General features: G+C 69.5%; 31 protein-coding genes. 15 read left to right on the top strand and 16 right to left on the bottom strand.

Features of this window, described 5'->3' with window-relative positions; all coding sequences use genetic code 11:
* Positions 1 to 278: 278 nt before the first annotated feature.
* The 4 genes from AVR91_RS27215 to AVR91_RS27200 form a co-directional block, all read right to left on the bottom strand.
* Positions 279 to 944: a response regulator gene (locus tag AVR91_RS27215; RefSeq protein WP_063272347.1), complete on the bottom strand. Its 666-nt coding sequence runs from the start codon at positions 942 to 944 to the stop codon at positions 279 to 281.
* Positions 941 to 2,092 (bottom strand): sensor histidine kinase, encoded by a 1,152-nt coding sequence (locus AVR91_RS27210; RefSeq protein WP_063272348.1) that lies wholly within the window; start codon positions 2,090 to 2,092, stop codon positions 941 to 943. The genes AVR91_RS27215 and AVR91_RS27210 overlap by 4 nt, the downstream gene beginning before the upstream one ends.
* Before the next feature lie 68 nt (positions 2,093 to 2,160).
* Positions 2,161 to 2,979: an SRPBCC family protein gene (locus AVR91_RS27205; protein WP_063272349.1), complete on the bottom strand. Its 819-nt coding sequence runs from the start codon at positions 2,977 to 2,979 to the stop codon at positions 2,161 to 2,163.
* Positions 2,980 to 3,031: 52 nt separating this feature from the next.
* Positions 3,032 to 3,802, bottom strand: a complete 771-nt coding sequence (locus AVR91_RS27200; RefSeq protein ID WP_063272350.1) for an NAD(P)H-dependent oxidoreductase — start codon at positions 3,800 to 3,802, stop codon at positions 3,032 to 3,034.
* 43 nt (positions 3,803 to 3,845) lie between these two features.
* On the opposite strand from AVR91_RS27200, the gene AVR91_RS27195 reads away from it, so the two are divergent.
* Genes AVR91_RS27195 through AVR91_RS27175 form a run of 5 tightly spaced genes read left to right on the top strand, consistent with a single transcriptional unit; the run spans position 3,846 to position 8,186 of the window.
* Positions 3,846 to 4,856, top strand: a complete 1,011-nt coding sequence (locus tag AVR91_RS27195; protein WP_063272351.1) for a GlxA family transcriptional regulator — start codon at positions 3,846 to 3,848, stop codon at positions 4,854 to 4,856.
* Between the two features lie 52 nt (positions 4,857 to 4,908).
* Complete coding sequence (locus AVR91_RS27190; protein ID WP_063272352.1) at positions 4,909 to 5,607, top strand: lysoplasmalogenase family protein; 699 nt, start codon at positions 4,909 to 4,911, stop codon at positions 5,605 to 5,607.
* Positions 5,608 to 5,666: 59 nt separating this feature from the next.
* On the top strand, positions 5,667 to 5,984 hold the full coding sequence (locus AVR91_RS27185; protein ID WP_063272353.1) for an ArsR/SmtB family transcription factor: 318 nt from the start codon (positions 5,667 to 5,669) through the stop codon (positions 5,982 to 5,984).
* The gene (locus AVR91_RS27180; RefSeq protein ID WP_063272354.1) at positions 5,981 to 6,421 is read left to right on the top strand and encodes an SRPBCC domain-containing protein; all 441 of its coding nucleotides are present in this window, start codon (positions 5,981 to 5,983) and stop codon (positions 6,419 to 6,421) included. Before AVR91_RS27185 ends, AVR91_RS27180 begins: the two co-directional genes overlap by 4 nt.
* Before the next feature lie 4 nt (positions 6,422 to 6,425).
* Positions 6,426 to 8,186: a S9 family peptidase gene (locus AVR91_RS27175; RefSeq protein ID WP_063272355.1), complete on the top strand. Its 1,761-nt coding sequence runs from the start codon at positions 6,426 to 6,428 to the stop codon at positions 8,184 to 8,186.
* Here AVR91_RS27175 and AVR91_RS27170 read toward each other — a convergent pair.
* The 5 genes from AVR91_RS27170 to AVR91_RS27150 form a co-directional block, all read right to left on the bottom strand.
* Positions 8,183 to 8,608: a VOC family protein gene (locus AVR91_RS27170; RefSeq protein ID WP_063272356.1), complete on the bottom strand. Its 426-nt coding sequence runs from the start codon at positions 8,606 to 8,608 to the stop codon at positions 8,183 to 8,185. The genes AVR91_RS27175 and AVR91_RS27170 overlap by 4 nt on opposite strands.
* A gap of 46 nt (positions 8,609 to 8,654) precedes the next feature.
* A complete protein-coding gene (locus tag AVR91_RS27165) occupies positions 8,655 to 9,278 on the bottom strand; it encodes a LysE/ArgO family amino acid transporter (RefSeq protein ID WP_063272370.1) in 624 nt (207 codons plus the stop codon).
* 497 nt (positions 9,279 to 9,775) lie between these two features.
* On the bottom strand, positions 9,776 to 10,111 hold the full coding sequence (gene trxA / locus AVR91_RS27160; RefSeq protein ID WP_063272357.1) for a thioredoxin: 336 nt from the start codon (positions 10,109 to 10,111) through the stop codon (positions 9,776 to 9,778).
* On the bottom strand, positions 10,112 to 10,507 hold the full coding sequence (locus AVR91_RS27155) for a MerR family transcriptional regulator (RefSeq protein ID WP_016331353.1): 396 nt from the start codon (positions 10,505 to 10,507) through the stop codon (positions 10,112 to 10,114).
* A 42-nt stretch (positions 10,508 to 10,549) separates the two neighbouring features.
* Positions 10,550 to 10,945, bottom strand: a complete 396-nt coding sequence (locus AVR91_RS27150) for a nitroreductase/quinone reductase family protein (protein WP_063272358.1) — start codon at positions 10,943 to 10,945, stop codon at positions 10,550 to 10,552.
* Positions 10,946 to 10,972: 27 nt separating this feature from the next.
* Here AVR91_RS27150 and AVR91_RS27145 point away from each other — a divergent pair, with 27 nt between their 5' ends.
* Together AVR91_RS27145 and AVR91_RS27140 are read left to right on the top strand one after the other, a co-directional pair.
* On the top strand, positions 10,973 to 11,803 hold the full coding sequence (locus tag AVR91_RS27145) for an alpha/beta fold hydrolase (protein ID WP_063272359.1): 831 nt from the start codon (positions 10,973 to 10,975) through the stop codon (positions 11,801 to 11,803).
* On the top strand, positions 11,800 to 12,570 hold the full coding sequence (locus AVR91_RS27140) for a histidine phosphatase family protein (RefSeq protein ID WP_228709360.1): 771 nt from the start codon (positions 11,800 to 11,802) through the stop codon (positions 12,568 to 12,570). The genes AVR91_RS27145 and AVR91_RS27140 overlap by 4 nt, the downstream gene beginning before the upstream one ends.
* Here AVR91_RS27140 and AVR91_RS27135 read toward each other — a convergent pair.
* Positions 12,560 to 13,036: a hypothetical protein gene (locus AVR91_RS27135; RefSeq protein WP_143254103.1), complete on the bottom strand. Its 477-nt coding sequence runs from the start codon at positions 13,034 to 13,036 to the stop codon at positions 12,560 to 12,562. The genes AVR91_RS27140 and AVR91_RS27135 overlap by 11 nt on opposite strands.
* 53 nt (positions 13,037 to 13,089) lie before the next feature.
* Positions 13,090 to 14,205, bottom strand: a complete 1,116-nt coding sequence (locus AVR91_RS27130; protein WP_172843532.1) for a C40 family peptidase — start codon at positions 14,203 to 14,205, stop codon at positions 13,090 to 13,092.
* An 80-nt stretch (positions 14,206 to 14,285) separates the two neighbouring features.
* On the opposite strand from AVR91_RS27130, the gene AVR91_RS27125 reads away from it, so the two are divergent.
* The 5 genes from AVR91_RS27125 (at position 14,286) to AVR91_RS27105 (ending at position 17,905) form a co-directional block, all read left to right on the top strand.
* Entirely contained in the window at positions 14,286 to 15,110 is an 825-nt protein-coding gene (locus AVR91_RS27125) for a biotin--[acetyl-CoA-carboxylase] ligase (protein ID WP_063272361.1), read from the top strand.
* 97 nt (positions 15,111 to 15,207) lie between these two features.
* Entirely contained in the window at positions 15,208 to 15,780 is a 573-nt protein-coding gene (locus AVR91_RS27120; protein WP_016331358.1) for a PH domain-containing protein, read from the top strand.
* A complete protein-coding gene (locus AVR91_RS27115) occupies positions 15,780 to 16,712 on the top strand; it encodes a hydroxymethylglutaryl-CoA lyase (RefSeq protein ID WP_063272362.1) in 933 nt (310 codons plus the stop codon). Before AVR91_RS27120 ends, AVR91_RS27115 begins: the two co-directional genes overlap by 1 nt.
* 120 nt (positions 16,713 to 16,832) lie before the next feature.
* Positions 16,833 to 17,633, top strand: coding sequence for a TNT domain-containing protein (locus tag AVR91_RS27110; RefSeq protein ID WP_063272363.1), 801 nt, complete (start codon positions 16,833 to 16,835; stop codon positions 17,631 to 17,633).
* Complete coding sequence (locus AVR91_RS27105) at positions 17,630 to 17,905, top strand: hypothetical protein (RefSeq protein ID WP_007031910.1); 276 nt, start codon at positions 17,630 to 17,632, stop codon at positions 17,903 to 17,905. The genes AVR91_RS27110 and AVR91_RS27105 overlap by 4 nt, the downstream gene beginning before the upstream one ends.
* A gap of 199 nt (positions 17,906 to 18,104) precedes the next feature.
* On the opposite strand, the gene hisN is transcribed toward AVR91_RS27105, so the two are convergent.
* Positions 18,105 to 18,890, bottom strand: a complete 786-nt coding sequence (gene hisN, locus AVR91_RS27100; RefSeq protein WP_063272364.1) for a histidinol-phosphatase — start codon at positions 18,888 to 18,890, stop codon at positions 18,105 to 18,107.
* A 42-nt stretch (positions 18,891 to 18,932) separates the two neighbouring features.
* Here hisN and AVR91_RS27095 point away from each other — a divergent pair, with 42 nt between their 5' ends.
* The 3 genes from AVR91_RS27095 (at position 18,933) to AVR91_RS27085 (ending at position 21,500) form a co-directional block, all read left to right on the top strand.
* A complete protein-coding gene (locus AVR91_RS27095; RefSeq protein WP_038519243.1) occupies positions 18,933 to 19,637 on the top strand; it encodes a response regulator transcription factor in 705 nt (234 codons plus the stop codon).
* 1 nt (position 19,638) lies between these two features.
* Positions 19,639 to 20,922 carry an ATP-binding protein gene (locus AVR91_RS27090; protein WP_063272365.1) on the top strand — a complete coding sequence of 428 codons (1,284 nt, stop codon included), beginning with the start codon at positions 19,639 to 19,641 and terminating at the stop codon, positions 20,920 to 20,922.
* A 107-nt stretch (positions 20,923 to 21,029) separates the two neighbouring features.
* Positions 21,030 to 21,500 (top strand): hypothetical protein, encoded by a 471-nt coding sequence (locus tag AVR91_RS27085; RefSeq protein WP_016331366.1) that lies wholly within the window; start codon positions 21,030 to 21,032, stop codon positions 21,498 to 21,500.
* On the opposite strand, the gene AVR91_RS27080 is transcribed toward AVR91_RS27085, so the two are convergent.
* From AVR91_RS27080 to AVR91_RS27065, 4 genes are all read right to left on the bottom strand, one after another.
* A complete protein-coding gene (locus tag AVR91_RS27080) occupies positions 21,478 to 21,891 on the bottom strand; it encodes a hypothetical protein (protein ID WP_016331367.1) in 414 nt (137 codons plus the stop codon). The two genes, AVR91_RS27085 and AVR91_RS27080, sit on opposite strands and share 23 nt — an antisense overlap.
* A gap of 4 nt (positions 21,892 to 21,895) precedes the next feature.
* Entirely contained in the window at positions 21,896 to 22,528 is a 633-nt protein-coding gene (locus AVR91_RS27075; protein ID WP_016331368.1) for a helix-turn-helix transcriptional regulator, read from the bottom strand.
* Between the two features lie 135 nt (positions 22,529 to 22,663).
* A complete protein-coding gene (locus AVR91_RS27070) occupies positions 22,664 to 23,311 on the bottom strand; it encodes a response regulator (RefSeq protein WP_063272366.1) in 648 nt (215 codons plus the stop codon).
* A gap of 476 nt (positions 23,312 to 23,787) precedes the next feature.
* Complete coding sequence (locus tag AVR91_RS27065; protein WP_063272367.1) at positions 23,788 to 24,624, bottom strand: NAD(P)H-binding protein; 837 nt, start codon at positions 24,622 to 24,624, stop codon at positions 23,788 to 23,790.
* Between the last annotated feature and the right edge of the window lie 4 nt (positions 24,625 to 24,628).

The raw sequence follows: 24,628 nt of genomic DNA, 5'->3' as shown, positions 1-24,628 counted from the left end.
TTCGCGTGTGGCGTAGGCAACGTCTCGGGGGTGTGGCACCTGGCAAGTACGTGAAGGCCCCCTTCACTGCGCTAGACGCAGTGAAGGGGGCCTTCACTTCACGTACTGGGGAAGGTGTGAAGGTCGAGTTTCCTCGGCTGAGCCGAGGGAAGGGGTCCTTCACGCGCGCCCGCTGTGACTGCTGGTGTTCATGGGGCGCGTGTGGCGTCTCGCAAGTCCGTGAAGGCCTCCTTGAGGGACCCAGAGTCCCTCAAGGAGGCCTTCACGGACCGAACCGGTCACTGGACCGACGCCCGCACCAGCCCGGACTCATAGGCCGCGATCACGAGCTGCGCCCGGTCCCGCGCCGCGAGTTTGTGCAGGAGATGGCCGATATGCGTCTTCACCGTCGCCAGTCCGAGATGCAGCGTCCCGGCGATCTCGTCGTTCGACAGGCCCCGCGCGATCAGGCTCAGCACCTCGCGTTCGCGCGTGGTGATGTTGTCCAGCGAGGCCGCGACGCGCTGGCCGGGTTCGGGCAGCCGGGCGAACTCCGCGATGAGCCTTCGCGTGACCGAAGGGGCGAGAAGCCCTTCGCCCGCCGCGACGACGCGGATCGCGGTCAGCAGTTCGGCGGGCGGGGTGTCCTTCAGCAGGAAGCCGCTCGCGCCCGCGCGCAGGGCCGAATAGACGTAGGCGTCGAGGTCGAAGGTCGTCAGCATCAGCACGTGGACGCCTTCGGTGGCGGACGACGCGCAGATCCGCCGGGTCGCTTCGATGCCGTCCAGCTCGGGCATGCGGACGTCCATCAGCACGACGTCGGGGCGTTCCTTCTCGGCGAGTTCCGCGGCCTCCGCGCCGTCGCTCGCCTCCCCGACGACTTCGAGGTCCGGCGCGCTGTCGACGAGCACGCGGAAGCTGCCGCGCAGCAACGCCTGGTCGTCGGCGATCAGTACGCGGATCATCGTGTCCCCACTTCCTTGGCGGCGTACGGAAGCCGCGCGAACACCCGGAATCCCCCGGCGGGCAGCGGGCCCGCCTCGAAGTCACCACCGTAGACGGCGACGCGTTCGCGCATGCCGATCAAGCCGTGCCCGCCCACGGCGGGTGGCGAACCTTCGCCGCGCCCGTCGTCGACGATTTCGACGCTGACCTCACCGGGGCCTTCGGTGATCGTGACCCGGCACGCAGACGGTCCCGCGTGCTTCACGACGTTGGTCACCGCCTCCTGCGTGATGCGGTAGACCGAAAGCGCGACGCCTTCGGGCAGATCGTCCACGGCCTCGCCGGTCAGCTCGACCCGCACCCCGGCCTGCCCGGCGCGTTCGGCCAGGGTCCGCAGATCGGCGAGTTTCGGTGCGGGCCCGAGTGCGGCTTCGGGCGTGCCGTCGCCGGAACGGAGGACGCCGAGCATCCGCCGGAGTTCGACGAGGGTCTCGCGGCTGGTGAGTTCGATGACCCGCAACGCCTCGCGTGCTTCTTCGGGCTGTTGCTCCGCGACGTGGTTGCCGACGGCCGCCTTGACCGCGATCAGGCTCATGCTGTGCGCGACGACGTCGTGCATCTCGCGCGCGATGCGCAGCCGTTCGTCGGAAACCGCCTGATCGGCCTGGGTTTCGGCGAGCTGGGCCAGGTTCGCGCGTCGTTGCCGCGTCATCCAGCCCAGCGCCCACGAGCCCGCGACCCCGCCGCCCGCGAAGGCCGTCGACGCGATCGTGTTCGGTCCGAGCCGCAGCACTTCGAAGACCATGACGACGACGAGCCCGAGTCCCATCGCGATCAGCGAGCGGGCCCGCGGGTGTTCCAGCGCCACGGTGTACAGGGCGCATCCGGTCGCCAGGAGCGCGGCCGGGGCCAGCCCGTTGCCCGCGATCAGCGCCGGGACGAGGCTGCCCAGGCCGAGACCGTAGGCGAGCAGCGGGCGGTGCCGCCGTAGCGCGATCGCGATCCCGCTGGCGGCGACCGTCGCCCAGGCGAGCCACATCGGGATGACGACGAGGAACGTCCAGGTCCGCGCGGCGAGGTTCCCGCCGACGGCCACGACGAGCACCAGCGCGAGGAGCCCGTCGATCGTGTACGCCACCCGTTGGGAGAGCGCCGACGGCTGTTTCATACGGCGAACTCAACCAGAAGGGCGACGCTTCCGCGTCCGTCCGGTGGAGGTCATCCCCAGGGTGGAGATCAGCTCCCGTGAGCCGCCGCGAAGAGCTCCTTCAGCCTCTCTCGCCAGCTTCGCAGCGCTTCGGGTACGACGTCGTCCTGTCCGGTGGGGACGGTCTGGGTCAGCTCGACCATGGTGCCGTCGAGCTCGGAGTGGCTGAACTCCCAGCGGACGACGCCGCCTCGCGGCAGGTCGATCTCCAGCAGCCGCGGCGGTTCCTCGCGGACGACCGTCCCCTCGGCCTTTTCGGCCGCGAGAAGGGCCCAGACCTCGTCGAGCGGCTTCCAGATCAGGTCACGGCGGAAGCGGATCACCTTGCCGTCACCGGTTTCCAGGACTTCGCCCTCGGCGAGCCCGAATTCTTCGGTGTAGGCCTCGATCGGGCCGACCCAGTCCTGCGGCGCCTCGTGTTCCTCGCCGTCGAGCAGGGCGGAAAGCGCGACGAGGCAGCTGTCCCAGCCGGCGGCCGTGCGGCCCGCCGCGACCCTGGCGATGGCGGGTTCGCCCCGGCCGAACGTATGCGTGAACAGCAGACGGCTGCCGTCGCCCTCCGGGATGATCTCCCAGCGCAGCACGTCCTCGTTCCAGCTGAAAGCGAAGACACGGGGTTCATCGGCTTCGAGGACTTCGCCCAGCGTCGGCGCCTCTTCGCCCTCGAAGGTGAACTCGATGGTCCCGCCCGGCCGCAGGTCGACGGTGACCGCGGCGGGAAACCAGTTCGCGAGCTCCGACGGTTCCGTGATCGCCCGCCAGACGCGTTCCGGCCGATGCGCGAGACGGCGTTCGATCCGCAGCGCCGGACGTTCTCCGACGGTTTCCAACCGGGCGCGAGCGTTCACGGTTACCTCCTAATGTGCCTTGAGGGAAATATAACCGCGACGTAATATTGGGTCAACCGGCGATATGGACGCCGATCCCGCTCCGGCCCGGAGCCAGGTCGTCACGCAGGACCAGATCGCCGTCGTAGTCGCCGCCGTTCTGGCTGCGGAACGGGATCGGGTCCTGAGTGGACAGTGTCCGTAGTCGTGCACGCAGCGACTCCGCGGCGGCTTCGTATTGGGCGGGTGAAACGCGGTCGGCGCCGCAGATCGTCACCGGTGGCAACACGGACATGCCCGCGTACCACAGTGTTCCGTGCTGCAGCGGGAACAGCAGGTCGCCGATCTCGCCGTTCACGCCGCGCGGGCCGATGGTGGCTTCCGGTGCACCCGCGGTCAGCACGACCATGGCGCGTTTCCCGGCCAGCGCTCCTTCGCCGTATCGCGCCGTCCGGCCGTCGGGGCGTCGGACGCCGTAGGCGAAACCCTTGACGAAGACGCGGTCGAACCAGCCCTTGAGGATCGCGGGCATTCCGTACCACCACAACGGGAATTGGAAGATCACGGTGTCCGCCCACGCCAGCTTTTCGTGCTCGGCGCGGACATCTTCGCCGAGTTCGCCCGTCCGGAAGGCGTCCTTCGACGTCGAGCCGACGATGAGCCGATCCGCGGAAGCGGCCCGGCCGAAGTCGTCGGCGTCGACGACGGGCTTCCATTTCATCGCGTACAGATCGGATTCCCGGACGTCCGCGCCCTGCGCGCGGAGGGTGCGCACTCCCTCGTCGCGCAGTGAGCCGCCGAGGGAACGGGGTTCGGGGTGGGCGAAGATCCACAACACGTTCATGATCCCACCGTCGCGCGGTCCCGCCGCCGAAACGAGTGGCCCGATGGACAACATGTGCAAGAATCGAGCCATGGGCTTTTTCGCGCATCCCGGCCGCCATCGGGTCGCCGTGCTGGTCCGGCACGGCATGCTGGTGATGGAGCTGGGCATCGTCACCCGGCTGTTCGGCACGGCCAAATCGGCCGACGGCGAGCCGCTCTACGAAGTCGTCACCTGCACGCCGGAACCCGGTCAGATCCGGACCGACGCCGACGTCACCATCTCGGTCACGCGCGGCCCGGAAGTGCTGGCCGAGGCCGACACGGTCGTCATCCCGGCGTCGTCCACCGAATACGAACCCTCGGGGCACGACCTCACCGAACCGCTCGCGCGGGCGCTGGAGCTGATCCGGCCGGAGGCCAGGATCGCGTCGATCTGCACGGGTGCCTTCGTGCTCGCCGCCGCAGGCCTGCTCGACGGCCGGAAGGCGACCACGCACTGGCGTTCGGCGCTGGACTTCCAGGCGAAGTTCCCGAAGGTCGCCCTCGACCCGAACGTGCTCTACACCGACGACGGGAACGTGCTGACCGCGGCGGGCGTCGCGTCCGGGATCGACCTCTGCCTGCACATGATCCGCTGTGATCACGGTGCCGCGGTCGCGAACGAGGTCGCGCGAGGAACGGTCGTCTCACCGCATCGCGAGGGCGGGCAGGCGCAGTTCATCCGGCGGCCGGTCCCGGAACCGCAGTCCTCGTCGACCGCTGCGGCGCGGGCCTGGGCGCTGGAGAACCTCGACAAGCCGCTGACGCTGCGCGAGCTGGCGGCGAAAGAGGCGATGAGCACGAGGACGTTCACGCGGCGGTTCCGCGACGAGGTCGGGATCTCGGCGTTGCAGTGGCTGACCCAGCAGCGGATCGAACGGGCGCGCCAGCTGCTCGAAGAGACCGATCTGCCGGTGGACAAGGTCGCGGCCGAGGCGGGTTTCGGCACCGCCGCGTCGCTGCGTCAGCATCTGCAGGCGGCGCTGGGTGTCTCGCCGAGCGCGTACCGGAACACCTTCCGCGAAGCCGTCTGACTTTGACTGACCTCCTGGTAACTTACCCGGAAATAAGTTCCGGAGGTGGTTGGTGAAAGCCCTCAAGCTCGCCGAACGCGTGTTGTTCGCCGGTGCCGCGATCGGCACGGTGTATTCCGCGAGGACCGGCAATCGGAAGCTGCAACTGGCGACCAAACCCGCCGCGGTGCCGGTGCTCGCCGCCCGGGTCGCGCGTTCGCGGGGGCTCGCGTCGGGGGAGAAGGGGCTGCTCGTCGCCGCGTTGATCGCGGCCGGCGCGGGCGACCATTTCATGGGCCGGTCCGACGAGGATCGCGAGCTGATCAAGGGCGCGACCTCGTTCGGCGTGATGCAGGTGCTCTACTCCGCGCTGCTCTGGCGCCGGGGAGCTCGTCCGCGCACGGCGACGGCGACGCCCCGGCTGGCGGCGTGGGCGTCGGCCGCGGTCGCGATGGCGTTGCCGAAGCCGTCTCCGGTGTCTTCGGTGCTTTCGGTCTACGGAGGCTTGCTGAGCACGACGTCGACCCTCGCGGCGGACCCGGTGCTGGCACCGAAGGCCAAGGTTTCGGGCGGGATGGTGATTCCGTCGGGTGACCGCCGGACCTGGATCGCCGCCGGTGCATTGCTGTTCTCCGCGTCGGATCTGGCGATCCTGATCCGCCGCAACTTCGTCACGAGTGAGCGGGTGCGGGCCAATCTCGAAACCTTCGTGCTGACCTCGTACCTGGCGTCGCAGTGGTTGCTCGTCGAGGGGATGACCGCCGAAAGTTAAGCACTTACTTGACTATCGCTCCGCGTGGGCGGATAGTTAAGCATGTGCCTAACCAACGGATGGACCAGGTGTTCAAGGCGCTGTCCGACGGGACGCGCCGCGAAATGATCGAGCGCCTCACCCGGGGACCCGCCTCGGTGGGGGAGCTCGCACAGCCGCTGTCGATGTCGCTGCCCGCCGTGATGCAGCACCTCCAGGTGCTGGAGACGAGCGGGCTCGTCCGGTCGGAGAAGGCGGGGCGCGTCCGCACCTGCCATCTCGAACCGGACGGCCTGCGGATGGCCGAGGAGTGGCTCGGCGGACAGCGCACCGGCTGGGAACACCGGCTCGATCGTCTTGGTGGCTTTCTGAACTCCGACGAAGGGAACAGGTCATGACCGTCAAACACGCCACGTTCACCCTCGAGCGCGTCTACCCCGTCCCGCCGGAACGCGTTTTCGCGGCCTGGGCCGATCCCGCCGCGAAAGCCGGCTGGTTCACCGTGCCGGGCGGCGAGCATTCCCTGGACTTCCGCGTCGGTGGCCGCGAGATCACCACGGGTCCCAATGGCGACGGCCGGAAGCTGATCGCGGACTCGCGGTACGAGGACATCGTCGACAGCGAACGGATCGTCTACTCCACGACCTTGTCCACCGACGACGTCCTCGCGACCGTCTCGCTCACGACGGTGCTGCTCGAACCCGAGGCGGACGGCACCCGCCTGACGCTGATCGAGCAGGGCACCTTCCTCGACGGACAAGAAGAACCGGCCTGGCGCGAGCAGGGAACCGGATGCTGGCTCGACGCATTGGGGAAGGCTTTGTCGGCAGTATGAACACATGCTGACCGCTGAGCTGATCGTCGACAGCCGAGTCCCGTCGAACCCCGCGCTCTCCGCCGACGGGCGGTGGGTCGCCTACCAGGTCGACACCATCGCGAAGGGCGTCCCCGAGATCTGGCTGGTGGCCGTCGACGGGAGCGAAAGGCCCCGGAAGCTGGCAGAGGGTTCCGCGCCCCGGTGGTCGGCGGATTCGCTCCATTTCCTTCGGGACGGCCTGATCCACACGGTGGACGGGCCGCTGTTCACCTGGGGGAGCGAGATCACCGCGTTCCTTCCGATGCGCGAACGGATCATGTTCATCGCCGAGGACGCGGCGCCGGCAGCGGATATCCGGGTCTGGAGTGAGAGCTTCCGTCCGGCGCGGCTCCGGAGTTTCGATCGGCGGACCGGGGAGATCACGACACTGGTCGAAGAGCACGTCGTCGACGTTGCCTGCCGTCAGGACGACGGGGCGCTCGCGGTGCTGACCTGGCTCACCCCGGAGCTCGATCCCAGCGGGCTCGAACCCCGGCTTTCCGTGCTGGACTTGGAAACCGGCGAGCGTCGTGACCTCGGGAGGACTGCGGTCGAAGCCACGAGCCCGGTCTGGTGGCGTGACGGCGACGACTGGCACGTCGCCTATCTCGCGACACCGGAGATGGTCGGTGGCTGGGCGGTCTTCGACGTGCCCGTGGACACGGCCGAACATCGGAACCTGACGCCGGAATCGGCCTGCCCGATCAGGCTCGCGCAGGTCGATTCCGGTGCTCCGCTGATGCTCGTCGCGGACGGGCTCGACACGGCCCTCCACCGGCTCGGATCAGGCGAAGTGGCTTTCTGGCGCGGACAAGCCGACGCCGTCGCTTCGAACGGCGAGTTCGTCGCCATCGTGTTGAGCACCGCGCACCGGCCGAAGGATGTCCATTGTGGACTGATCGGTGAGCCTCTGGTGCGAGTGAGCGATACGGCGCCGGAGTTCGCCGACGTCACTTGGGGTACGCAGGAACGCTTGTCGTACAAGGCTTCCGACGGGCTCGCTCTGGACGGGTTGCTCGTTCTCCCGCCGGGAAAGACCCGGGACGACGGCCCGTTCTCGCTGATCACCTTGCCGCACGGCGGGCCGTACGACCGGTACGCCGACGGCTTCCGGCTCGGCTGGTTCCCTTCCGCGCAATGGCTCGCGCTGGCGGGGCACGCGGTCTTCCTGCCGAATGCCCGTGGGGGACAAGGACACGGACACGAATTCGCCGCCGCGGTCGGGGGACGGGTCGGGCTGGAGGAATGGAGCGATCTCGAAACCGGCATCGATCTGCTCGTCGCCGAAGGGGTGGCGGATCCGGAGCGGCTCGGCATCGCGGGCTGGAGTCACGGCGGTTTCGTGTCGGCCTGGGCCGTCGGCCGGACCAGGCGGTTCAAGGCGGCGTTGATGGGCGCCGGTATCTGTGACTGGGGGATGCAAGCCGCGACCGGCGAGCTCGGACCGCTCGAAGCCGCGCTCGGCGGGAGTACCGGTTGGGAAGGGACCGGCCCGCACCGGCACGATCAGCTCAGCCCGATCTCCTTCGCGTCGGAGATCGAGACCCCCGTGCTGATCGTGCACGGTGCGGACGACACGAACGTCCCCTTGTCCCAAGCCGAATTCTTCCACCGCGCGCTACGCCACTTCGGCGTGGAACACGACCTCGTGGTCTATCCCGGCGAAGGGCATTCGATCCGCGGACGGGTGCACCAGCTGGATCTGCTTCGTCGCACCCGCGAGTGGTTCGCGCGGCTGCTCTAACCCTGCGGCTCGCCGGGGACGTACGTGCCGAAAGTCCATTCGTACCCTTCGAGATCGTCGACGCGGCAACGGTAATTGCCCCATTCGGTGTTCTCCGGCTTCCAGACCGTCGTCGCCCCGGCGTCGACGGCGGAAGCGAAGACGGCGTCCACGGCCTCTTGCGTCGGAAGGCTGACGTAGAGGCCGTGGCCGACCGTCTCGCCCTTGCGGGCCGGGCGGTCGTAGTCCTCTTCCGCGCTGAACACGATGATCCGGACTTCGCCGCGTCGCAGTTCCGAATGCAGGATCAACCCCCTGTCGCCGGCGTACTCCGTGGTGGTCTCGAAGCCGAAGGCGCGTTCGAGCCAGCGAAGCGCCTTCGGGGCATCGCTGTACGCGAGGTAGGTGTGAAGGGAGGCGGGACGTTCCTTGGTTTCGGTCATGGGCACAGCCTCGCAAGCGATGAGGACACCTACAGTCCTCGATTCGTCACCAAAGAAGGCGAATACCGAGCACGGTGATGAGCGCGCTGGACGCCAGCGCGGTCGCCAACCGCCCGCGTCGTCCGGTCAGCGCCTTGCCGAGTAAGGCGCCGCCGCCCGCGAGGAACACTTGCCAGCTGGCCGAGGCCGCGAACGCCGCGAGCACGAAGACGACGTGTTCCGCTCCGCTCGCCGCGGCCATGTCCTTGCTTCCGAGCACGAGCGCCGCGAAGTAGACCACCGTCATCGGGTTCAGCAAAGTGATTCCGAGCAGGCTCGCGTAGGCCTTCACCGGTCCGATCGCGACCGGCTCGGTCACCTCGGTCTTCGCGGAGTCGCGGAAGTTCCGGACCCCGGTGAGTCCGATGTGGACGGCCAGCCCGAGCAGCACCACCACCGAAATCCAGCGCAGTGGCACGGTGATCGGTTCGATGACCGGGATCAGCGTGCCCCCGCCGAGGACCGCCACGAGCGCGTAAAGCCCGTCGGCCGTGGCGACCCCCAGCGCGGCGTACACGCCGATCTTGAGGCCCGCCCTGACCGTCAGCACCACGAGATAGGTCCCGACCGCGCCCACCGGGATGGCGATGCCATACCCGGCGAGCAGGCCCGCGACGAACGCGGCGCTCACGGTCGGACTGGTGTGGGCCTCCACCCGGACCCGGCCTGCTGCTGCTTCCGCACCCGTCGGACGACGGTGGACGGCGGCAGGAAGGTGCGGGTCGATGTCATGGGAGAAGGATGCGAGCGGGGTGTCGCTCGCGCAACACAATTACCTCGCGGCTCGCGCGTGGACGACACTCGGCGTCCGCCCGGCCTTAGGTGTACAGGACATGGACGGTTCTGGTGAGGGGTGCGTCAAAGGTGGCGGTGCGAGCGGGCTCGCCACCGAGACCCGGCGCCGCGCCCTCATTCTGTCCAAAAAGGACACTCTTCGAGATCCAGGCGTCCGATTTGAGCGCTTTGAGCGGCATTGCCTGGGGGTCGTGAGTGGCGATGGTCGTTCTAACCCTCTTTACCACTCACGACTCCCCGCGAAACCGGACTTACGGGCACAAGGAAGGCGCATGCTGCCCGGGAAGTGACCACTGTGGACACCAAGGGATGCGCCACATTCACTCCTGCCACTCATGAGAGGGACGGCTGAAGAACGGCGTCCAGGTCGGCCAGCAGCCGTGCCTTCGGCCGGGCGCCGACGGTCGTCCACACGGGACTCCCGCCGCGGAAGAGGATCAGCGTCGGCAGGGACATGACCTGATAATTCCTGGCCGTGAGCGGGTTTTCGTCGGAGTTGAGCTTGCGGATGATCAGCGATCCGGCGCGTTCTCCGGCGATCTGTTCGAGCACCGGCGCGATCATGTGGCAAGGCGGGCACCATTGCGCCCAGAAGTCCACCAGGACGGGCTTGTCCTGGTCCAGGACGAGCGCTTGGAAGGTTTCGTCGGTGACGACGGAAAGGGACACTCAGGCCTCCTCGGTTCGCGGCACGACGACGCACGGTCCCGGCGGCGTTTTCAACGCGCCGGCGAGCTTGGTCAGCAGGCTGTCCCGTACGTCGTTGAGCCTGGCCAGACAGGCGTCCACCTCGGCGAGTTTGCGTTGGTAGACCTCGATCGAATCGGCGCACGAGTCGCCGGTCTCGTGCCCGGCGCGCAGGCACTCGACGAACGGCCTGGTGTCCTCCAGACTGAGCCCCACCGCTTGCAGGGTCAGGATCTCGTTCACCAGCCGGAAGTCGTCCTCGTCGTACTCCCGGTACCCGTTCGACGCGCGCCGTGCGTCGAGAAGTCCTTGTGACTCATAGAAACGCAGCGCGCGGGTGGTGGTTCCGGTACGCGCGGCGAGTTCGCCGATCCGCATGGTCCCGAGCGTAAACCTTGCCCTTGGCGTCAAGGCAAACGTTCATTCGTCGAGATCGACCCGGATGGTGAGGAGGTCCGTGCCGATCGCGCGCACGGCGGCGCTGTTGAGCCTGGGGAGGGCCTTGAGGCGCGCGCGGGGGTCGTCGCCGGGGAGCAGGTGCGCCGTGCCGGTGTGCCAGCGGCCCCTGAGCCGGACGCGGACCCGCGGATCGGCCTGGATGTTGCGGACGTACTGCGACTTCTCGCCGAACTCCGAGACGATCCAGAACTCGCGGCCCACCCGGCGGCCACCGATCGGCGTCCGCCTGGCCTCGCCGGACTTGCGGCCGGTGGTCTCCAGGACCGGCTGGTTCGGCAGCCTGCCGAGGATCGGGTTGCCGACGTGGCGCTGGAACGTCGTGGCCACCCGGTGCTTGATCTCGTGATAGCGGGACATGGCTCCAGGGTGCCCTACGCTCGGGCCATGGTGGACGAGTCGGACGTGGACCTGGGGGACGGGGCCACACTGCACACGTACGACACCGGCGGGACCGGTCCGGTGGTCTTCTGGCACCACGGGACCCCGAACATCGGCGCCCCGCCCGTCCCGCTGTTCCCGGCCGCCGAGCGGCTCGGGCTGAGGTGGGTCTCCTACGACCGGCCCGGTTACGGCGGTTCGTCGCCGCGGACCGGCCGTGATGTCGCGTCGGCGGCGTCGGACGTCGAGAAGATCGCCGACGCCCTGGGAATCGGGCGCTTCGCGGTCTTCGGGCATTCCGGCGGCGGGCCGCACGCGCTCGCCTGCGCGGCACTGCTGCCGGACCGGGTGTCGGCGCTGGTCTGCGTCGCGAGCCTGGCCCCGTACGGCGCCGCCGGGCTGGACTGGTTCGCGGGGATGGGCGCGGCGGGAGCCGGATCCCTGACGGCCGCCGTGGCGGGGCGGGCCGAAAAGGAGCGGTACGAGGCGACGGCCGAGTACGACGCGGAGATGTTCACCCCGGCGGACCACGCGGCCTTGTCGGGTGACTGGAAGTGGATCCTCGACGTCGTCGGCCCCGCGGTCGAGGGCGGGCCCGGCGCGCTGATCGACGACGACCTCGCGTACGTCGCGCCGTGGGGCTGCCAGCCGTCCGATGTCCGGGCCCCGGCCCTGTTCCTGCACGGTGGCGAGGACCGGATCGTGCCGCTCGCGCACGGCGAGTGGCTGGCGCGGCAGTGCGCCACGGCCGAGTCGCGCGTGTTCCCCGAAGACGGGCACGTCTCGGTTCTGCGCCACGGGGCGGGCGCGCTCGAGTGGCTGGCCGCTCAGCAGTGAGCTGCGAGATCGTCCTCGTCCGGCACGCCGAGTCCGTTCCGCCTTCGCCGGGGAAGCCCGACGATCCGGAGCGGCCGCTGACCGCGGCGGGCGTGGCGGCCGCGGAGCTGCTCGCGCCCGAACTCGCCGCCTTGAACCCGACGGCGGTCGTGTTGAGCCCTTACCGGCGGGCTGTCGCGACGGTCGCGCCCGGGGCCAAGGCCGTCGGGCTCGAAGTCACGACGCGCTGGGAGCTGCGCGAGTGGGACTCGGGCCTGGAGCCGACATCGGACTACGCCGTCCACTACGAGCGCAGCTGGGCGGATCCGGATTTCACGCGTCCGGGCGGCGAGAGCCTGCGGCAGCTGACGGCACGGGCGATGGCCGCCGTTGATCGGCTGGCGGAGGAGTACGACGGCGGTGTCGTGCTGGTGGGCAGTCATGGAACGTTCGTGTCCCGGCTGCTGGCCGGAGTCCGGCCGGGGATCGACTGGGCGTTCTCCCGCGACATGCCGATGCCCGCCGTTCATCGGCTGCGTATGTCCGGAGGTGCCATGGGTGGCGTGTCACGGAATCTGAACTACGACCTGCCGTGGCCGGTCCCGGAGTTCGTGGGGCTTTCGGTCGCTCAGGCTCTCGCCCTGGCCGCGGAAGCCGAGATCGTGCTGTACGAGGCAGACGCGACGACGCCGTTGACAGGGGGCTCGGAGGGGCGAGTCGTGCGTCAGTCGTCGCCGGGATCGGGACGGCATCGGCCCACCCGGGCGACGGTCTGGATCACGCCGTGAAAACGGCGCTGAGCGCCCTCTCGTACTGCCGGCGCGAGAACGTCAGAACGCCCATCGCGTCGTAGTTCCAGTCCCGGTAGGTGTTGCGGAGATCCGACCACGTCACCGTGTCCTCGTCCGCCGCGATCTTCGCCACCAGCGCCCAGCAGTCCTCGATGCCGCACGCGCACCCCAGCAACAGGTACTCGTCGTCTTCCGCGCCGTGCGGAACGCGGTCCGGCGCTTCGCCGAGCAGATGCCCGGCTGAAAGGCACGTCGAATTCGCGTAATCCCCGGCGAGCAAGGGCGCGGGTTCCGTCGGGAATTCCGCGCTGCGCTCCTTCTGTTCCGCGAGCGCGTCGGGAAGTTCGGCCTCGCGCACCAGTTCAAGGAAGGAAACACCGTCGATCAGGAATTGGAGCCACGTATCCCGCTCGTCCGGTCGCCTTGGCTCCGTGGAAAACCTGCGGAACTCGATCTCACGCATGACCACACGGTAGGCATCGGCGACAGGAGTCGTCGGAGGTTGGCCGGTTGAGGTCAGGCCGCGGGCCGCCCCGCACCCGTGTAATCGTCGCCCTTCGAGTGATACGTGTGGATCTGGATCGCCTGGCCCTGCGTGGGCGCGTTGATCATCAGCCCGTTCCCGAGGTACAGCCCCACGTGGTGGATCCGCGTCGACGGGTTCCCGTAGAACACGAGGTCGCCGAGCTTCGGCTCGCCGGGCACCTGCGGCAGCGCGCGGAACTGGCTGTCCGCGGTCCGCGGGAGCGCGACACCGGCTTCGTCGTAGGACGCCTTGGTCAGCCCGGAGCAGTCGAAGCCCGCCGCGCCCGCTTCGGGGCCGTTGCCGCCCCACACGTACGGCAGGCCCAGCTGGCCGAGGGCGAAACGCGTCGCCTTCACGGCGGGGCTGGCGGAGCGCGCCGGGTCGAGGGACAGGGTCGCGTACAGCTGCGCGTTGCCGAGGACACGCTGGCGGAACAGTTCGGCCTCGTTGCCCTTGCCGCCCTGGTAGCCGGCGATGGCCTTCCACCAGCCGTTGCCGCCGCCGAGGTCGGCCCCGGAAGCGCACAGGGCGCGGCCCGCGGCGACCGAAGCGGAGTCGGGATCGGCGAGCGCGGGTTTCGCGATGCCGGGGATCGACGCGCCGTGCTTCTTCCACTGCTGCGCCGACAGGCCGAGCGGGTTGTCCCCGCCGCGGCCGTGGTTCGAGCTCGCCGCGCCGATCCCGGCCAGGGTGACCCAGGACAGGTGGCAGTTGGGCTGCTCGCCGCGCAGCGCCAGTTCGCCGTTCGCGTAGCCCATGAGCGACTTCGCCGGGATGTCGAGCGGTCCGGCCAGCTTGTCGGCCCACTCTTCGAGCGGCCGGGCGCCCTTCGGGGTCTCCTGCGCCTTGACCGGCGCGCTGACCTCCAGGACCGACGGGCCCGCGCCGCCGCCGACGGTGGCCGGATCCTGCTTCGCGGCGGGAAGGGGCACTGGCTGACGTCCGTCCGCCGGGGCCGGATCGTTCCCGCCCGCGAGCAGCCAGCCCGCCGTCGCGAGCCCCGCGACCAGCGGGAGGGCGACCAGGCCGCGCATCGCCACGCCGTGCGCCCACGACTTCTTCCGGCTGGTTTCGGACGCGCTCGGCGCGGGCTCGGGCTCGGTCACGCCGTCCAGATTATTGGAGACCACCTCTGCGTAACGAGCGAACGCCTTGCACGTTAGGGGGACTCTCATATTCTGGACGAATGAGTGAGACGGGAGCGCTCGACGCCGGGCGTCTGAGCGCCGCGCTGTCCGGCCGGTACGCCGCGATCGAGGTCGTGGCGAGCACCGGGTCCACCAACGCCGACCTGCGGGAAGCCGCCGCGAAGGGGGCTGAAGACCGCACGGTGCTGATCGCCGAAGAGCAGACGGCCGGGGTCGGCCGCCGCGCCCGGCACTGGTCTTCGCCGAAGGGACCGGGCCTCTACGTCAGTGTGCTGCTGCGCCCGGGCGGCGTTCCGTTCGCCAATTTGGGTTCACTTTCCGTGGTCGCCGGGCTCGCGGTCCGGGAGATCGCCGAGGGACTGGGTGTCGACGCCGTCCTCAAGTGGCCGAACGACGTCCTCGCCGGCCCGGACCGCGCCAAATGCGCGGGCATCCTGGCGGAGGCCGTCGCCGGTGACGAGACCACGGTGATCCTCGGCATCGGCCTGAACGTGCTGCCGCTCGGCGAGAACGTCCCGGCCGGGCCCGGCGGTCTGCCCGCGACCTCGCTCGCCGAGCAGGGGGCGACGGAGACCGATCGCGCCGAGATCGCCGTCCGGCTGCTCACCGCGTTCGACGAGCTCGAACGCCGCTGGCGGCTCGCGGGCGGGTCGCTGGCCGAGGCCGGTCTGCTCGGGGATTACCGGCGGTACTGCGCCACGCTGGGCCAGGACGTCGAGGTCCAGCTGCCCGACGGTTCGGCGCTCACCGGCCGCGCCGCCGACATCGATCCCGCCGGCCAGCTCCAGGTCGACGTTCCCGGTGGTGAGCGGTACACGGTGTTCGCCGGAGACGTCGTCCACGTGCGGCCCGCCAAGGCCTGATCCGTGCGTCTCGATTTCCGGCGTCTCCTCTTCCGCCGGGACCGTTCGCCGGTACGGTGAGCTCACCAGCGCCGAACACACTTTGGGAGCGTCCGTCGTGGCCTATCCGGACGATTTGCTCAGCGAGAACGAGCACGTCGTGGTGCACAGTCACCCGCATTTCAAGATGCTGATCTTCCCGTTCCTCGCGCTGATCGTCACGCTCGGCGCGGGGATCTGGCTGGCCGTCATCGCGAAGGACGCGACGGCCCCGTGGGACCTGATCTCCGAGATCGCGATCGCCGCGGTCGGACTCGGTCTCGTCGTGTGGTTGTTCCTGGCGCCGTTCGTCCGGTGGCGCACGACGCATTTCATCGTCACCACGGACCGGTTGATCGCCCGCGAGGGTGTGCTCAAGCGGACCGGCATCGACATCCCGTTGTCGCGTATCAACAGCGTCCAGTTCGAGCACGGGCTGCTGGACCGCGTGTTCGGCTGCGGCACCCTGGTGATCGAGTCCGCTTCGGACGAACCGCTGAAGTTCGACGACATCCCCAAGGTCGAGCGCGTGCACACGGTCATCTACCGCGAAGTCAACGACAACCCGTACGACGACTTCGCGCCGGGACCGCAGCAGACCGAGCCGCTGCCGCCGCAGGGGCACCCGCCGCGCGGAAACAGGCGCCGCTGATGGGCACGCGAGAGCTGGGGCTGCCCGAGAAGGTCCCGTCCGTCCACTCCCTGCCGGAGCGGGTGACGATCTGGGAGGTCGGCCCGCGTGACGGTCTCCAGAACGAGAAGTCGATCGTCCCGGTCGAGGTCAAACTCGAATTCCTGGACAGGCTCGCCGATTCCGGGCTGACCACGCTCGAGGCGACCAGTTTCGTGAGCCCGAAATGGGTGCCGCAGCTGGCCGACGCCGAGCAGCTCCTTGCCGGGCTCGACCAGCGTGAGGGCGTCCGGTACCCGGTGCTCGTGCCGAACGAGCGCGGGCTGGACAGGGCGCTGGAGGCCGGCGTCTCGCATATCGCGATCTTCGCCAGCGCCACCGAGACCTTCGCCGAGAAGAACCTCAACTCGACGGTCGACGACCAGTTCGCGATGTTCGAGCCGGTCGTCATCAGGGCGCGGGCCGCGGGGCTGGACGTCCGCGGGTACGTGTCGATGTGCTTCGGCGACCCGTGGGAAGGCGCCGTCCCCGCCGCGCAGGTCGCCGGAGTGGGTAAACGGCTCCTGGACCTGGGCTGCTCGCAGCTCTCGCTCGGCGACACGATCGGTGTCGCCACCGCGGGCCAGGTCGAGACACTGATCGGGGAGTTCCCCGACGTCGACGCGCTGGCCGTCCATTTCCACGACACGTACGGCCAGGCGCTCGCGAACACGCTGGCGGCCCTCCGGTGCGGTGTGTCCACTGTGGACTCCTCGGCCGGTGGCCTCGGCGGCTGCCCGTACGCCGAATCGGCCACCGGGAACCTCGCGACCGAAGATCTCGTGTGGATGCTCGACGGTCTCGGTGTCGAAACCGGCGTCGATCTCGACGCGCTGGTGGCGACGAGCAAGTGGATGGCCGGGAAGCTCGGCAGGCCGAGTCCGTCGCGGGTGGTCAACGCGCTCGCCGGATGAGGTTCGCCGCGCTTTCGGGTATCCGCCGACGGGAACGCCGTCCGGCGCTAAGGTCGTAGCGCGTCCTGTCCGCTGCCTCCCCCGTTCACCGGTGGGAACCGATTCCTTGGGGGAGGTGCGGTGACCGATCCGAGCGAGGCCGGGACGGGCCCGATCCGGCTGCCCGTCGAGTACGACGCCCCGACACCGCCGCACGGGGCTCGCGCTCCGTACGCGCCTTCGCCGTGGCCGCCCGCGGTGGCGCCCTTGCGGGTGCCCTTCCCGGCGAAGCCCGCCGCCCCGCCGCCGATGGGGGCGTTGCGGACGGAACGGGAGAGCGTGATCGCGCTGTTCCTCGTGCACATGTTCCCCATCGGGCATCTTCCGGTCGCGATGGGGAAACCCGCGCGTCAGCTGCCGCTGCCCGACGGCGGTTCCGGCCCGCAGGACCATCCCGAGGCGGACGTGCTCGACGACCTGGACGCGTTGTCCCATGTCAGCAGCGGATTCCGGCGTTCGCCGACGACTCCGGCCGCGGTTCCGCCGCCGGAGCTGACCAGGGGGCACCATCCGTGGGGCGAAATGTCCGAAGAGGACTGGAAAGAGCGCTTCGTGACCGGAACGGGTTACCTGTGGCCGTCCGACGGCGATCCGGCGACGCCGACGATGCTCGAGGCCGGTACTCATCTCGACCGCTTCGGGGATCAGCACGGCCGGGTGTTCGCCGAGGACGCGACCCTGTTCCCCATGCGCTCGCTGCCGCCCGACCAGGTCGGTGTCTACCGGCGTTACCGCGTCGTCCGGCCGCTACCGGTCTGGCGCTCGGTGACCGCGGGATGGTTCGGCCAGCCGGGCGGCGGGGTGCGCTTCCGCACGGTGCTGGGCGCCGATGAACTCGTCACGCTGGGCTTCCTGGCGGACGTCACGGGGGAGGTTCGGTGAACACGGGGACGATCCTGCGGTGGCTGGCCGCGCTGGGCGTGCCGCCCGAAGTGGTCTCGGTCGGCGCGGAGGTGGACAACGCCTGGTGCCTCATGCGCACGGAGGAAGAGGGGGCCGAGCCCGCCTGGGAGGTCTTCTGGCGGGAGCAGGGCAACCGGTACGACTGGGCGCGGTTCACCAGCGAACAGGTCGCCTGCCACTACCTCTTCGGGCGTCTCGCGTGGTCGCAGGTCGCGCGCGGCGCCGTCGGGCTGCTGCCCGGCGCGCAGTGACCGCGTTCAGCGCTTCAGGACCGGGTCGTGAGGGCCGTGGGTTGCGATCTGGGTTCTCATTGAGGGGTGAGGCAAGGGGACGTGTTGCGAAAGCCACTTTCGCAACGTTGGAGGTGGGGAAAGCGGCTTTCGCAACGTCCGGAAACCGGTCGGCCCAGGTGGTAGTGAAGCGACATGCTCCGACGCCGTGAGCGTGCGTTCAGCGCTTCAGGATCGCCAAGACCTCATCGTGGAGCAGCCCGTTCGTCGAAAGCGCCGACCCGTTGTCGTAGCGCGCTTCGCCGTTCAGGTCGCTGAAGCGGCCACCGGCTTCGGTGACCAGCACCTGCGCCGCGGCGACGTCCCACGGGTTCACGATGCATTCCGCGGTGACGTCGAGCGCGCCCTCGGCGACCAGGCAGTGGTGCCAGAAATCGCCAAAAGCGCGGCTTTCCCAGCAAGCGTCGACGAGGTCGATGTACTTCTCGCGTGAGTGGTACTCCACCCACGAGTTCAGGTCCGTTGTGGACAGATAGGCGTCTTCGAGCGCCGCGACCTTCGACACCGAGATGCGGCGTTCCCCGGCGGAGTCGCTCATCCAGGCGCCGTCCCCGGCGGCGGCCCACCAGCGGCGGCCGAGCAGCGGTGCGCTGATCATGCCCACCACGGGGTCCCCGTCCTCGACCAGCGCGATCAGCGTCGCCCACACCGGGACGCCGCGCAGGAAGTTCTTGGTCCCGTCGATCGGGTCGAGCACCCAGGCCCGCCCGGTCGCGGCGGTGCCGCCGCGTTCCTCGCCGAGCACCGCGTCGTCCGGCCGGTCCGTGGCGAGGATCGCGCGGATGGCGTCCTCGACGGCGGTGTCCGCGTCGGTGACCGGCGTCCGGTCGGGTTTGCGTTCCACGGCCAGGTCGAGCGCGCGGAACCGGGCGGTGGTGATGGCGTCGGCGGCGTCGGCCAGCCGAGTGGCGAGTTCAAGATCATTCTCGTAGCCGGGCACGGTCACGATGGTTTCACGCCCGGCAGTCGTAGAGTTGGCCAGGTGAGCATGGTGCTACTCGCCGAGGACGACCCGGCCATCGCCGATCCGCTTTCCCGCGCACTCCAGCGGGAGGGGTACGAGGTGCGGGTCGTCGGTGACGGGCCCGCCGCCCTCGACGCGACCGAGAGCGACCGCGTGGATCTGCTGGTCCTCGATCTCGGCCTCCCGGGCATGGACGGGCTCGAGGTGTGCCGCCGCCTGCGCGCCAGCGGCACCGAGGTCCCGGTCCTGATGCTCACCGCGCGCACGGACGAGGTCGACTTCGTGGTCGGGCTCGACGCCGGCGCCGACGATTACGTCGCCAAGCCCTTCCGGCTGGCCGAGCTGCTGGCCCGTATCCGGGCGCTGCTCCGCCGCCGGGCGCCCGACGTGCTCGAAGCCGGGGGAGTGCGGATGGACCTCGGCGCCCGGATGGTCACCGTCGACCTGCACGAGGTGCAGCTGGCGAACAAGGAGTTCGAGCTGCTCCGGGTGCTGATGAGCCGCGCCGGCCAGGTGGTCAGCCGCGACGAGATCCTCGCCGAGGTCTGGAACGACCTCGAATCGAAGACCTCGAAGACCCTCGACATGCACATGTCGTGGCTTCGCCGGAAGCTCGCCATCGCCGCCGACGAGGCGGCAGGCCGCGCGGGCAAACCCGGCGGGAACGGCGACGGCGAACGGCGGATCGCCACGGTCCGCGGCGTCGGCTTCCGCTTCAACGCGGAATAGCATGCGCCGCCGCATCCTCCTGGCGATCCTGCTCGCCGTCGCGGTCACCGCCGCGGTGCTGGGCATCCCGCTGGGGATCACCGCGTGGCAGCTGGTCGAGAACCTCAACCGCGAGAACCTCGCGTCCTCGGCCCGCGGGATCGCGGCGACGCTGGACAACGAGATCGCCGTCGGCCAGCCGATCAACCTCGACCTGGTCCGGGTCGCCGTGCCGCAGGGCGGTCTGCTGACCGTCCGCGCGCAAGGGCAGATCGAGAAACGCTACGGCTCGGACCCCGGCTCGGACGTGGTGTCCGAGCGGGCCCCGATCGCGTTGCACGGCGAGGTCGAGCTGTCCGTGCCCGCCGGGCCGATGCGCACCCGCCAGACCCAGGTGACGTTGCTGGTGGTGCTGCTGGTCGTGTTGTCGGTCGGCACCGGCACGGTGGTCGCGACGGTGACCGCGCGCAGGCTCGCGAAACCGCTGAGACACGTCGCGGATCGCGCGGTCAAACTCGGCGGCGGGGATTTCCGGCCGGATCCGAAGCGCTACGGCGTCGGCGAGCTCGACATGGTCGCCGAAGCGCTCGACGCGTCCGGCTCGGCGCTCGCACAGCTCGTCCAGCGGGAACGGCAGCTCGTCGGCGACGTCTCGCATCAGCTGCGGAGCCGGTTGACCGCGTTGCAGCTGCGGCTCGAACCGCTGACCGTCCATTCCGACAAGGACGTCGTCGACGAGGCGAAGGCCGCGCAGGAACAGGCGGACCGGCTCGCCGAAGCACTCGACGAGCTGCTGGCCGCCGCGCGGGCGGCGCGGGAGGTCGGCGCGGAACCGGTGAACCTGGCGGAAGTGCTCCCCGAGGTCTCCGAAGAGTGGCGACAGCTGCTTCGCGCCGAGGGCAGGCATCTGCGGATCCGTGTCTCCGAAGGGCTGAGGGCGAGGGCGACGCCCGGCCGCTTGCGCGAGGTCGTCGGCGTCCTGCTCGACAACGCGCTGCGCCACGGTGCGGGAACGGTCACGCTCGCCGCCCGGCGCGGCGACACGGAAGGCACCGTCGTCGTCGAGGTCGCCGACACCGGCTCGGGGGTGCCCGACGAGCTGGCGCCGCACATCTTCGAACGCGGATTCTCCGGCGGCGGATCGACCGGCGTCGGTCTCGCGCTCGCGCGAGCGCTGATCGAGGCCGACGGGGGCAGGCTGGAGCTGTCGAGCAAGCAGCCGGCGGTGTTCAGCCTCTTCCTCAAGGTGCCCCGGCCGGGTGATGTGGCCGAAGTACGGTGGCCGGCCGAGCGGGTCCCTCGCTAAGTGCCGCCCCAAGAACGTCCCGATCGGGCAAGGCCGCGGCGGCGCGGCGACTTACCGTCGGGGGTGTGCATGCGTCGGCGTTCCGGTACCGCCCACCGGTGAGTCCGGTGGCCGCGGCGACCCTGGAGATCGGCAAGGTGGCGATCACCGTGCGGTTGTCCTTCGACGGCGCGCTGTACGCGTGCCGCCGTCCTCCCGGCGTGGTGGAGCGGATGGAGGCCGAAGCCCTCGACCTGCTCTCCAAAGGCCTGTTCGTCAGCGGGATCGACACCCCGGTCGCGACCGTCACCGGGGCGGCGGGCCATCGGTTCGTCCAGCAGAGCGCCGAGTTCGAGCCGCCGGACGGCAGGCTCTACCGGGGCATGTGCGGGGTCGGCGTCAGCCGGAACGGGCTGACCCTGACCGGCATCCTCGGCTACCGCCTCGAAGTCCGCGCGGAGTGGGCGAGACGGGCGGGTGACTGCGGCCCGCCGGGGAACGCCGCCGAATGGTGCGACCTCTTCGGCGGGGAGCTGGCGTCCATCGGCGGTGTGGTCCTGCGCCGGTCGTCGGTGCTCAGTCTCGGTACTCCGCCGTGATCGTGACGACGAACGCCGCACGGGCCGGCATGCCGAGGCTGACCCACAGCCCCGTCGGATCGGTCTCCTCCAGGGTGATCGGCAACGGCTGCTCGCCGACCACGAGGAATTCCGTCCCGATCAGGACCCCCAGCGACCGGTCGAGCAGCGTGTGTTCGTCGCGGACCTTGTCCGCCCGCGCCGTGACCAAATAGGACAGTCGGCACCGCTTCGCCCGCACGGCGCCGGTTCCCGGGCCGGCGCCGTGCAGGGCGAAGAGGAACAGATCGACGCTCGACACCCGCGTCTCGGTCTGCCAGGTCGGTTTCGGCGGATCGAGCCGAACCACCGTCCCCTCCGGCAGATGGGGCGCGATGAGCCGGCACAACGCCTCGTCGACCTGGCTGATCACGGGGTCAGATCAATCCCTCACGCAGTGCGTAAGCCACCGCGTGCGAGCGGTTCCGGAGCTGGAACCGGTTGGTCACGTCGTGCAGGATGCTCTTCACCGTGCGCTGCGAATAGCAGAGCTGGTCGGCGATCTCCTGCGTCGAGAACCCCGACGCGACCAGCTTGAGCACCTCGGTCTCCCGGTTGCTCATCCCACCGAGGTGCAGGCCGCGCGGCTGCAGCACCTGACGCTGCAGCCGTGAGACCCGGTGCAGCAGCCTGCCGAGCAGGTCGGGCGGCAGCGCGCCCTCCCCGGCCGCGGCCGCCTTGATCAGCCGGACCAGGACGTCGGCGCCCGCCTCGGAACGGCGGGCGACGGCGCAGACGCCGTGTTCGATGGCGCTGAGGATCTCGTTGTCGTCGACTTCACCCGCGATGAGCACGATGCGGGTGAACCCCTGGTGGTGCAAGGCGGACAGCAGTTGCGTCATCGCCTCGTCGAGGCGATCGGTGACCAGGAGGGCCACCATGGTCGGGTCGGCGGTCTCCCCGTCCACCAGCCAGACGTCGTCACGGGAGCGGAGCGTCATGCAGACGCCGTTGTGCAGGATCGGATCGGTCGCGCGGACGACCACCGGTGTCCGGTTCGGTTCGAACATGTGATTCCCATTCCCCTCGAACAGTGCGAGGGCCCCACCCCTCGCGCTACTCACCCTGCCGGGTGAGGTGTCCCGAGCGCATGGGACTCCGGTCCCGGAATTGCCCGAAAAGCCGCCCTTATCGGGGTCGCTTTTTCAGCGACCCAGCCCCGCTTCGCGAGCGCGCACGATCGCCTCGGCGCGATCCGCGACGTGAAGCTTGCTGAAGACGTTCGAAATATGGTTCCGCACCGTCTTCGGGCTGAGACACAGAGTGCTGGCGATGACCGTGTTGCTGTGCCCGCCCGCGATGAGCGAGAGGACCTCTCGTTCGCGGACGGTGAGTTCCGGGAACACCGTGTCCGTGGCCGGTTGAGTGTGGTTGAAGAAGCCGAGAACCCGCGTCGCGATGTCGGGCCCGAAGATGGCTTCGCGCCTCGCGACGGCGTGAACCGCGCGGATGATTTCGTCGGGTTCCGCGTCTTTCAGCAGATATCCGCGGGCTCCGGCCCGCATCGCGGAGAAAACGGATTCGCTTTCGTCGGCCATCGTCAGCATGAGCACGCCGACGCCGGGCCGTTCGGCGACGATGTGCCGGGTCGCTTCGGCGCCGCTGATGTCGGGTAAATGCAGGTCCATGACCACGACGTCGGGCGTGAGTGCGCTCGCCGCGCTGATCGCGTGCGCGCCGCTCGCGGCCTCGCCGACCACGTCGATCAGCGGTTCGTTGTCGAGCAGTGTGCAGACCCCGAACCGGAACAGCGGATGGTCGTCGACCACGAGCACGCGAAGACGTTCGTTCATACGGTTCCCCCTGTCTCCCCGACGCGGCACGTTAAGCGAGAGGGCCGGTCACGAACAATGCGAGGTCCGGACAGCGGACCGGCGAGAATTAAACGCCTGATGAGTATCGCGTATCCCGGTGACTCACCCAACCCATTAACCCTTTCGGCCCACGTTCGGGTCTCAAGTCCGTGAAGGCCTCCTTGAGGGACTCTGGGTCCCTCAAGGAGGCCTTCACGGACTGCGCCTCAGCCCGAGTGGTAGCAAAGGTCCCTCGCTCCCTCCCGGTGCGCGTGGCTGCGAGGGCCGGGAACCAAGCCTGTGTTTGAAGCACGTGAAGGCCCCCTTCATTGCGTCTAGCGCAGTGAAGGGGGCCTTCACGGACTGAGCTAACCGGTCAAATTGACAGCAAACGGACAATTAGGCGCGCCTAGTGTCCTTTGTGGACGATCGGCGATGCGAGTGGTAGCAAAGGTCCCTTGCTCCCCTTCCGCAGGTCAGGCGAAGGTGGCGGCGTGCTCGCGAACCCAGTCCGCGAACGTCAGCGGCGCCCGGCCGAGGAGTTCGCGAACGGTGCCGAACACGATCTCCTCCTTCCCGGCGGACTGCCGTTTGAGTTCGAAGATCCCGTCGACGGCCGAAGCGGGCCAGCCGTGCCCGAGCATCCGGGCGCGCGAAGCGGCTTCGGGCTCTTCGACGTAGGTCAACCGCCGCTCGAGCGTGTCACCGAGGATCTCGACCTGCCGCCGCGTCGTGAGCGCTTCGCCGCCGGTGATCGGATAGGTCTTGCCCGCGTGCCCGTCACCGGTCAGCACGGTCGCGGCGACCTCGGCGATGTCGCGGACGTGCACCAGCGCGGACGCCGGATCGCCTTCGGGAACGCGGATGACCCCGTCACCGCGCACGGCGTGCAGCCAAGCGAACCGGTTGTCCATGAACGTGCCGGGGCGCAGGATCGTCCAGGCCGGCCCGGCTTCGCGCACGGCCCGCTCGGCCTCGGCGTGCACGAGGGAGACCGGGTCGGTCTGTCCGAAGTGGACCCCGGTGGTGGAGAGCTTGACGACGTGCGAGACGCCGCCGGCGGCCTTGAGCACGGCTTGTTCCTGGGCGAGCGGGTCCGAGCCGTGGCCGGATGTCAGGACGAACACGCGCTCGACGCCGTCGAGCAGCGCGGGGTCGAAGGCGTCGAGGTCGCCGGCGGCGACCTCGGCACGCGGATCGATCCGGGCGCGGGAGGGATCGCGCGTCAGAGCGCGGACTCGAGCGCCCCTGTCCAGCAGTGCGGGAACGAGTTCACGGCCGATTTTGCCGGTGGAACCGAGAACGAGGATCATCGGA

This window comes from Amycolatopsis keratiniphila subsp. keratiniphila (assembly GCF_001620365.2).
Lineage (GTDB): Bacteria > Actinomycetota > Actinomycetes > Mycobacteriales > Pseudonocardiaceae > Amycolatopsis > Amycolatopsis keratiniphila.
This window is presented reverse-complemented; position numbering and strand designations above follow the sequence as displayed.

Coding starts and splice junctions, on each gene's coding strand:
- AVR91_RS27200 (WP_063272350.1), bottom strand. CDS start 3,802: ATGAACGTGTTGTGGATCTTCGCCCACCCCGAACCCCGTTCCCTCGGC.
- AVR91_RS27175 (WP_063272355.1), top strand. CDS start 6,426: ATGCTGACCGCTGAGCTGATCGTCGACAGCCGAGTCCCGTCGAACCCC.
- AVR91_RS27150 (WP_063272358.1), bottom strand. CDS start 10,945: ATGTCCCGCTATCACGAGATCAAGCACCGGGTGGCCACGACGTTCCAG.
- AVR91_RS27155 (WP_016331353.1), bottom strand. CDS start 10,507: ATGCGGATCGGCGAACTCGCCGCGCGTACCGGAACCACCACCCGCGCG.
- AVR91_RS27090 (WP_063272365.1), top strand. CDS start 19,639: ATGCGCCGCCGCATCCTCCTGGCGATCCTGCTCGCCGTCGCGGTCACC.
- AVR91_RS27195 (WP_063272351.1), top strand. CDS start 3,846: ATGGACAACATGTGCAAGAATCGAGCCATGGGCTTTTTCGCGCATCCC.
- AVR91_RS27145 (WP_063272359.1), top strand. CDS start 10,973: ATGGTGGACGAGTCGGACGTGGACCTGGGGGACGGGGCCACACTGCAC.
- AVR91_RS27215 (WP_063272347.1), bottom strand. CDS start 944: ATGATCCGCGTACTGATCGCCGACGACCAGGCGTTGCTGCGCGGCAGC.
- AVR91_RS27095 (WP_038519243.1), top strand. CDS start 18,933: ATGGTGCTACTCGCCGAGGACGACCCGGCCATCGCCGATCCGCTTTCC.
- AVR91_RS27170 (WP_063272356.1), bottom strand. CDS start 8,608: ATGACCGAAACCAAGGAACGTCCCGCCTCCCTTCACACCTACCTCGCG.
- AVR91_RS27075 (WP_016331368.1), bottom strand. CDS start 22,528: ATGTTCGAACCGAACCGGACACCGGTGGTCGTCCGCGCGACCGATCCG.
- AVR91_RS27135 (WP_143254103.1), bottom strand. CDS start 13,036: ATGCGTGAGATCGAGTTCCGCAGGTTTTCCACGGAGCCAAGGCGACCG.
- AVR91_RS27210 (WP_063272348.1), bottom strand. CDS start 2,092: ATGAAACAGCCGTCGGCGCTCTCCCAACGGGTGGCGTACACGATCGAC.
- AVR91_RS27070 (WP_063272366.1), bottom strand. CDS start 23,311: ATGAACGAACGTCTTCGCGTGCTCGTGGTCGACGACCATCCGCTGTTC.
- AVR91_RS27115 (WP_063272362.1), top strand. CDS start 15,780: ATGGGCACGCGAGAGCTGGGGCTGCCCGAGAAGGTCCCGTCCGTCCAC.
- AVR91_RS27180 (WP_063272354.1), top strand. CDS start 5,981: ATGACCGTCAAACACGCCACGTTCACCCTCGAGCGCGTCTACCCCGTC.
- AVR91_RS27185 (WP_063272353.1), top strand. CDS start 5,667: ATGGACCAGGTGTTCAAGGCGCTGTCCGACGGGACGCGCCGCGAAATG.
- AVR91_RS27065 (WP_063272367.1), bottom strand. CDS start 24,624: ATGATCCTCGTTCTCGGTTCCACCGGCAAAATCGGCCGTGAACTCGTT.
- AVR91_RS27125 (WP_063272361.1), top strand. CDS start 14,286: ATGAGTGAGACGGGAGCGCTCGACGCCGGGCGTCTGAGCGCCGCGCTG.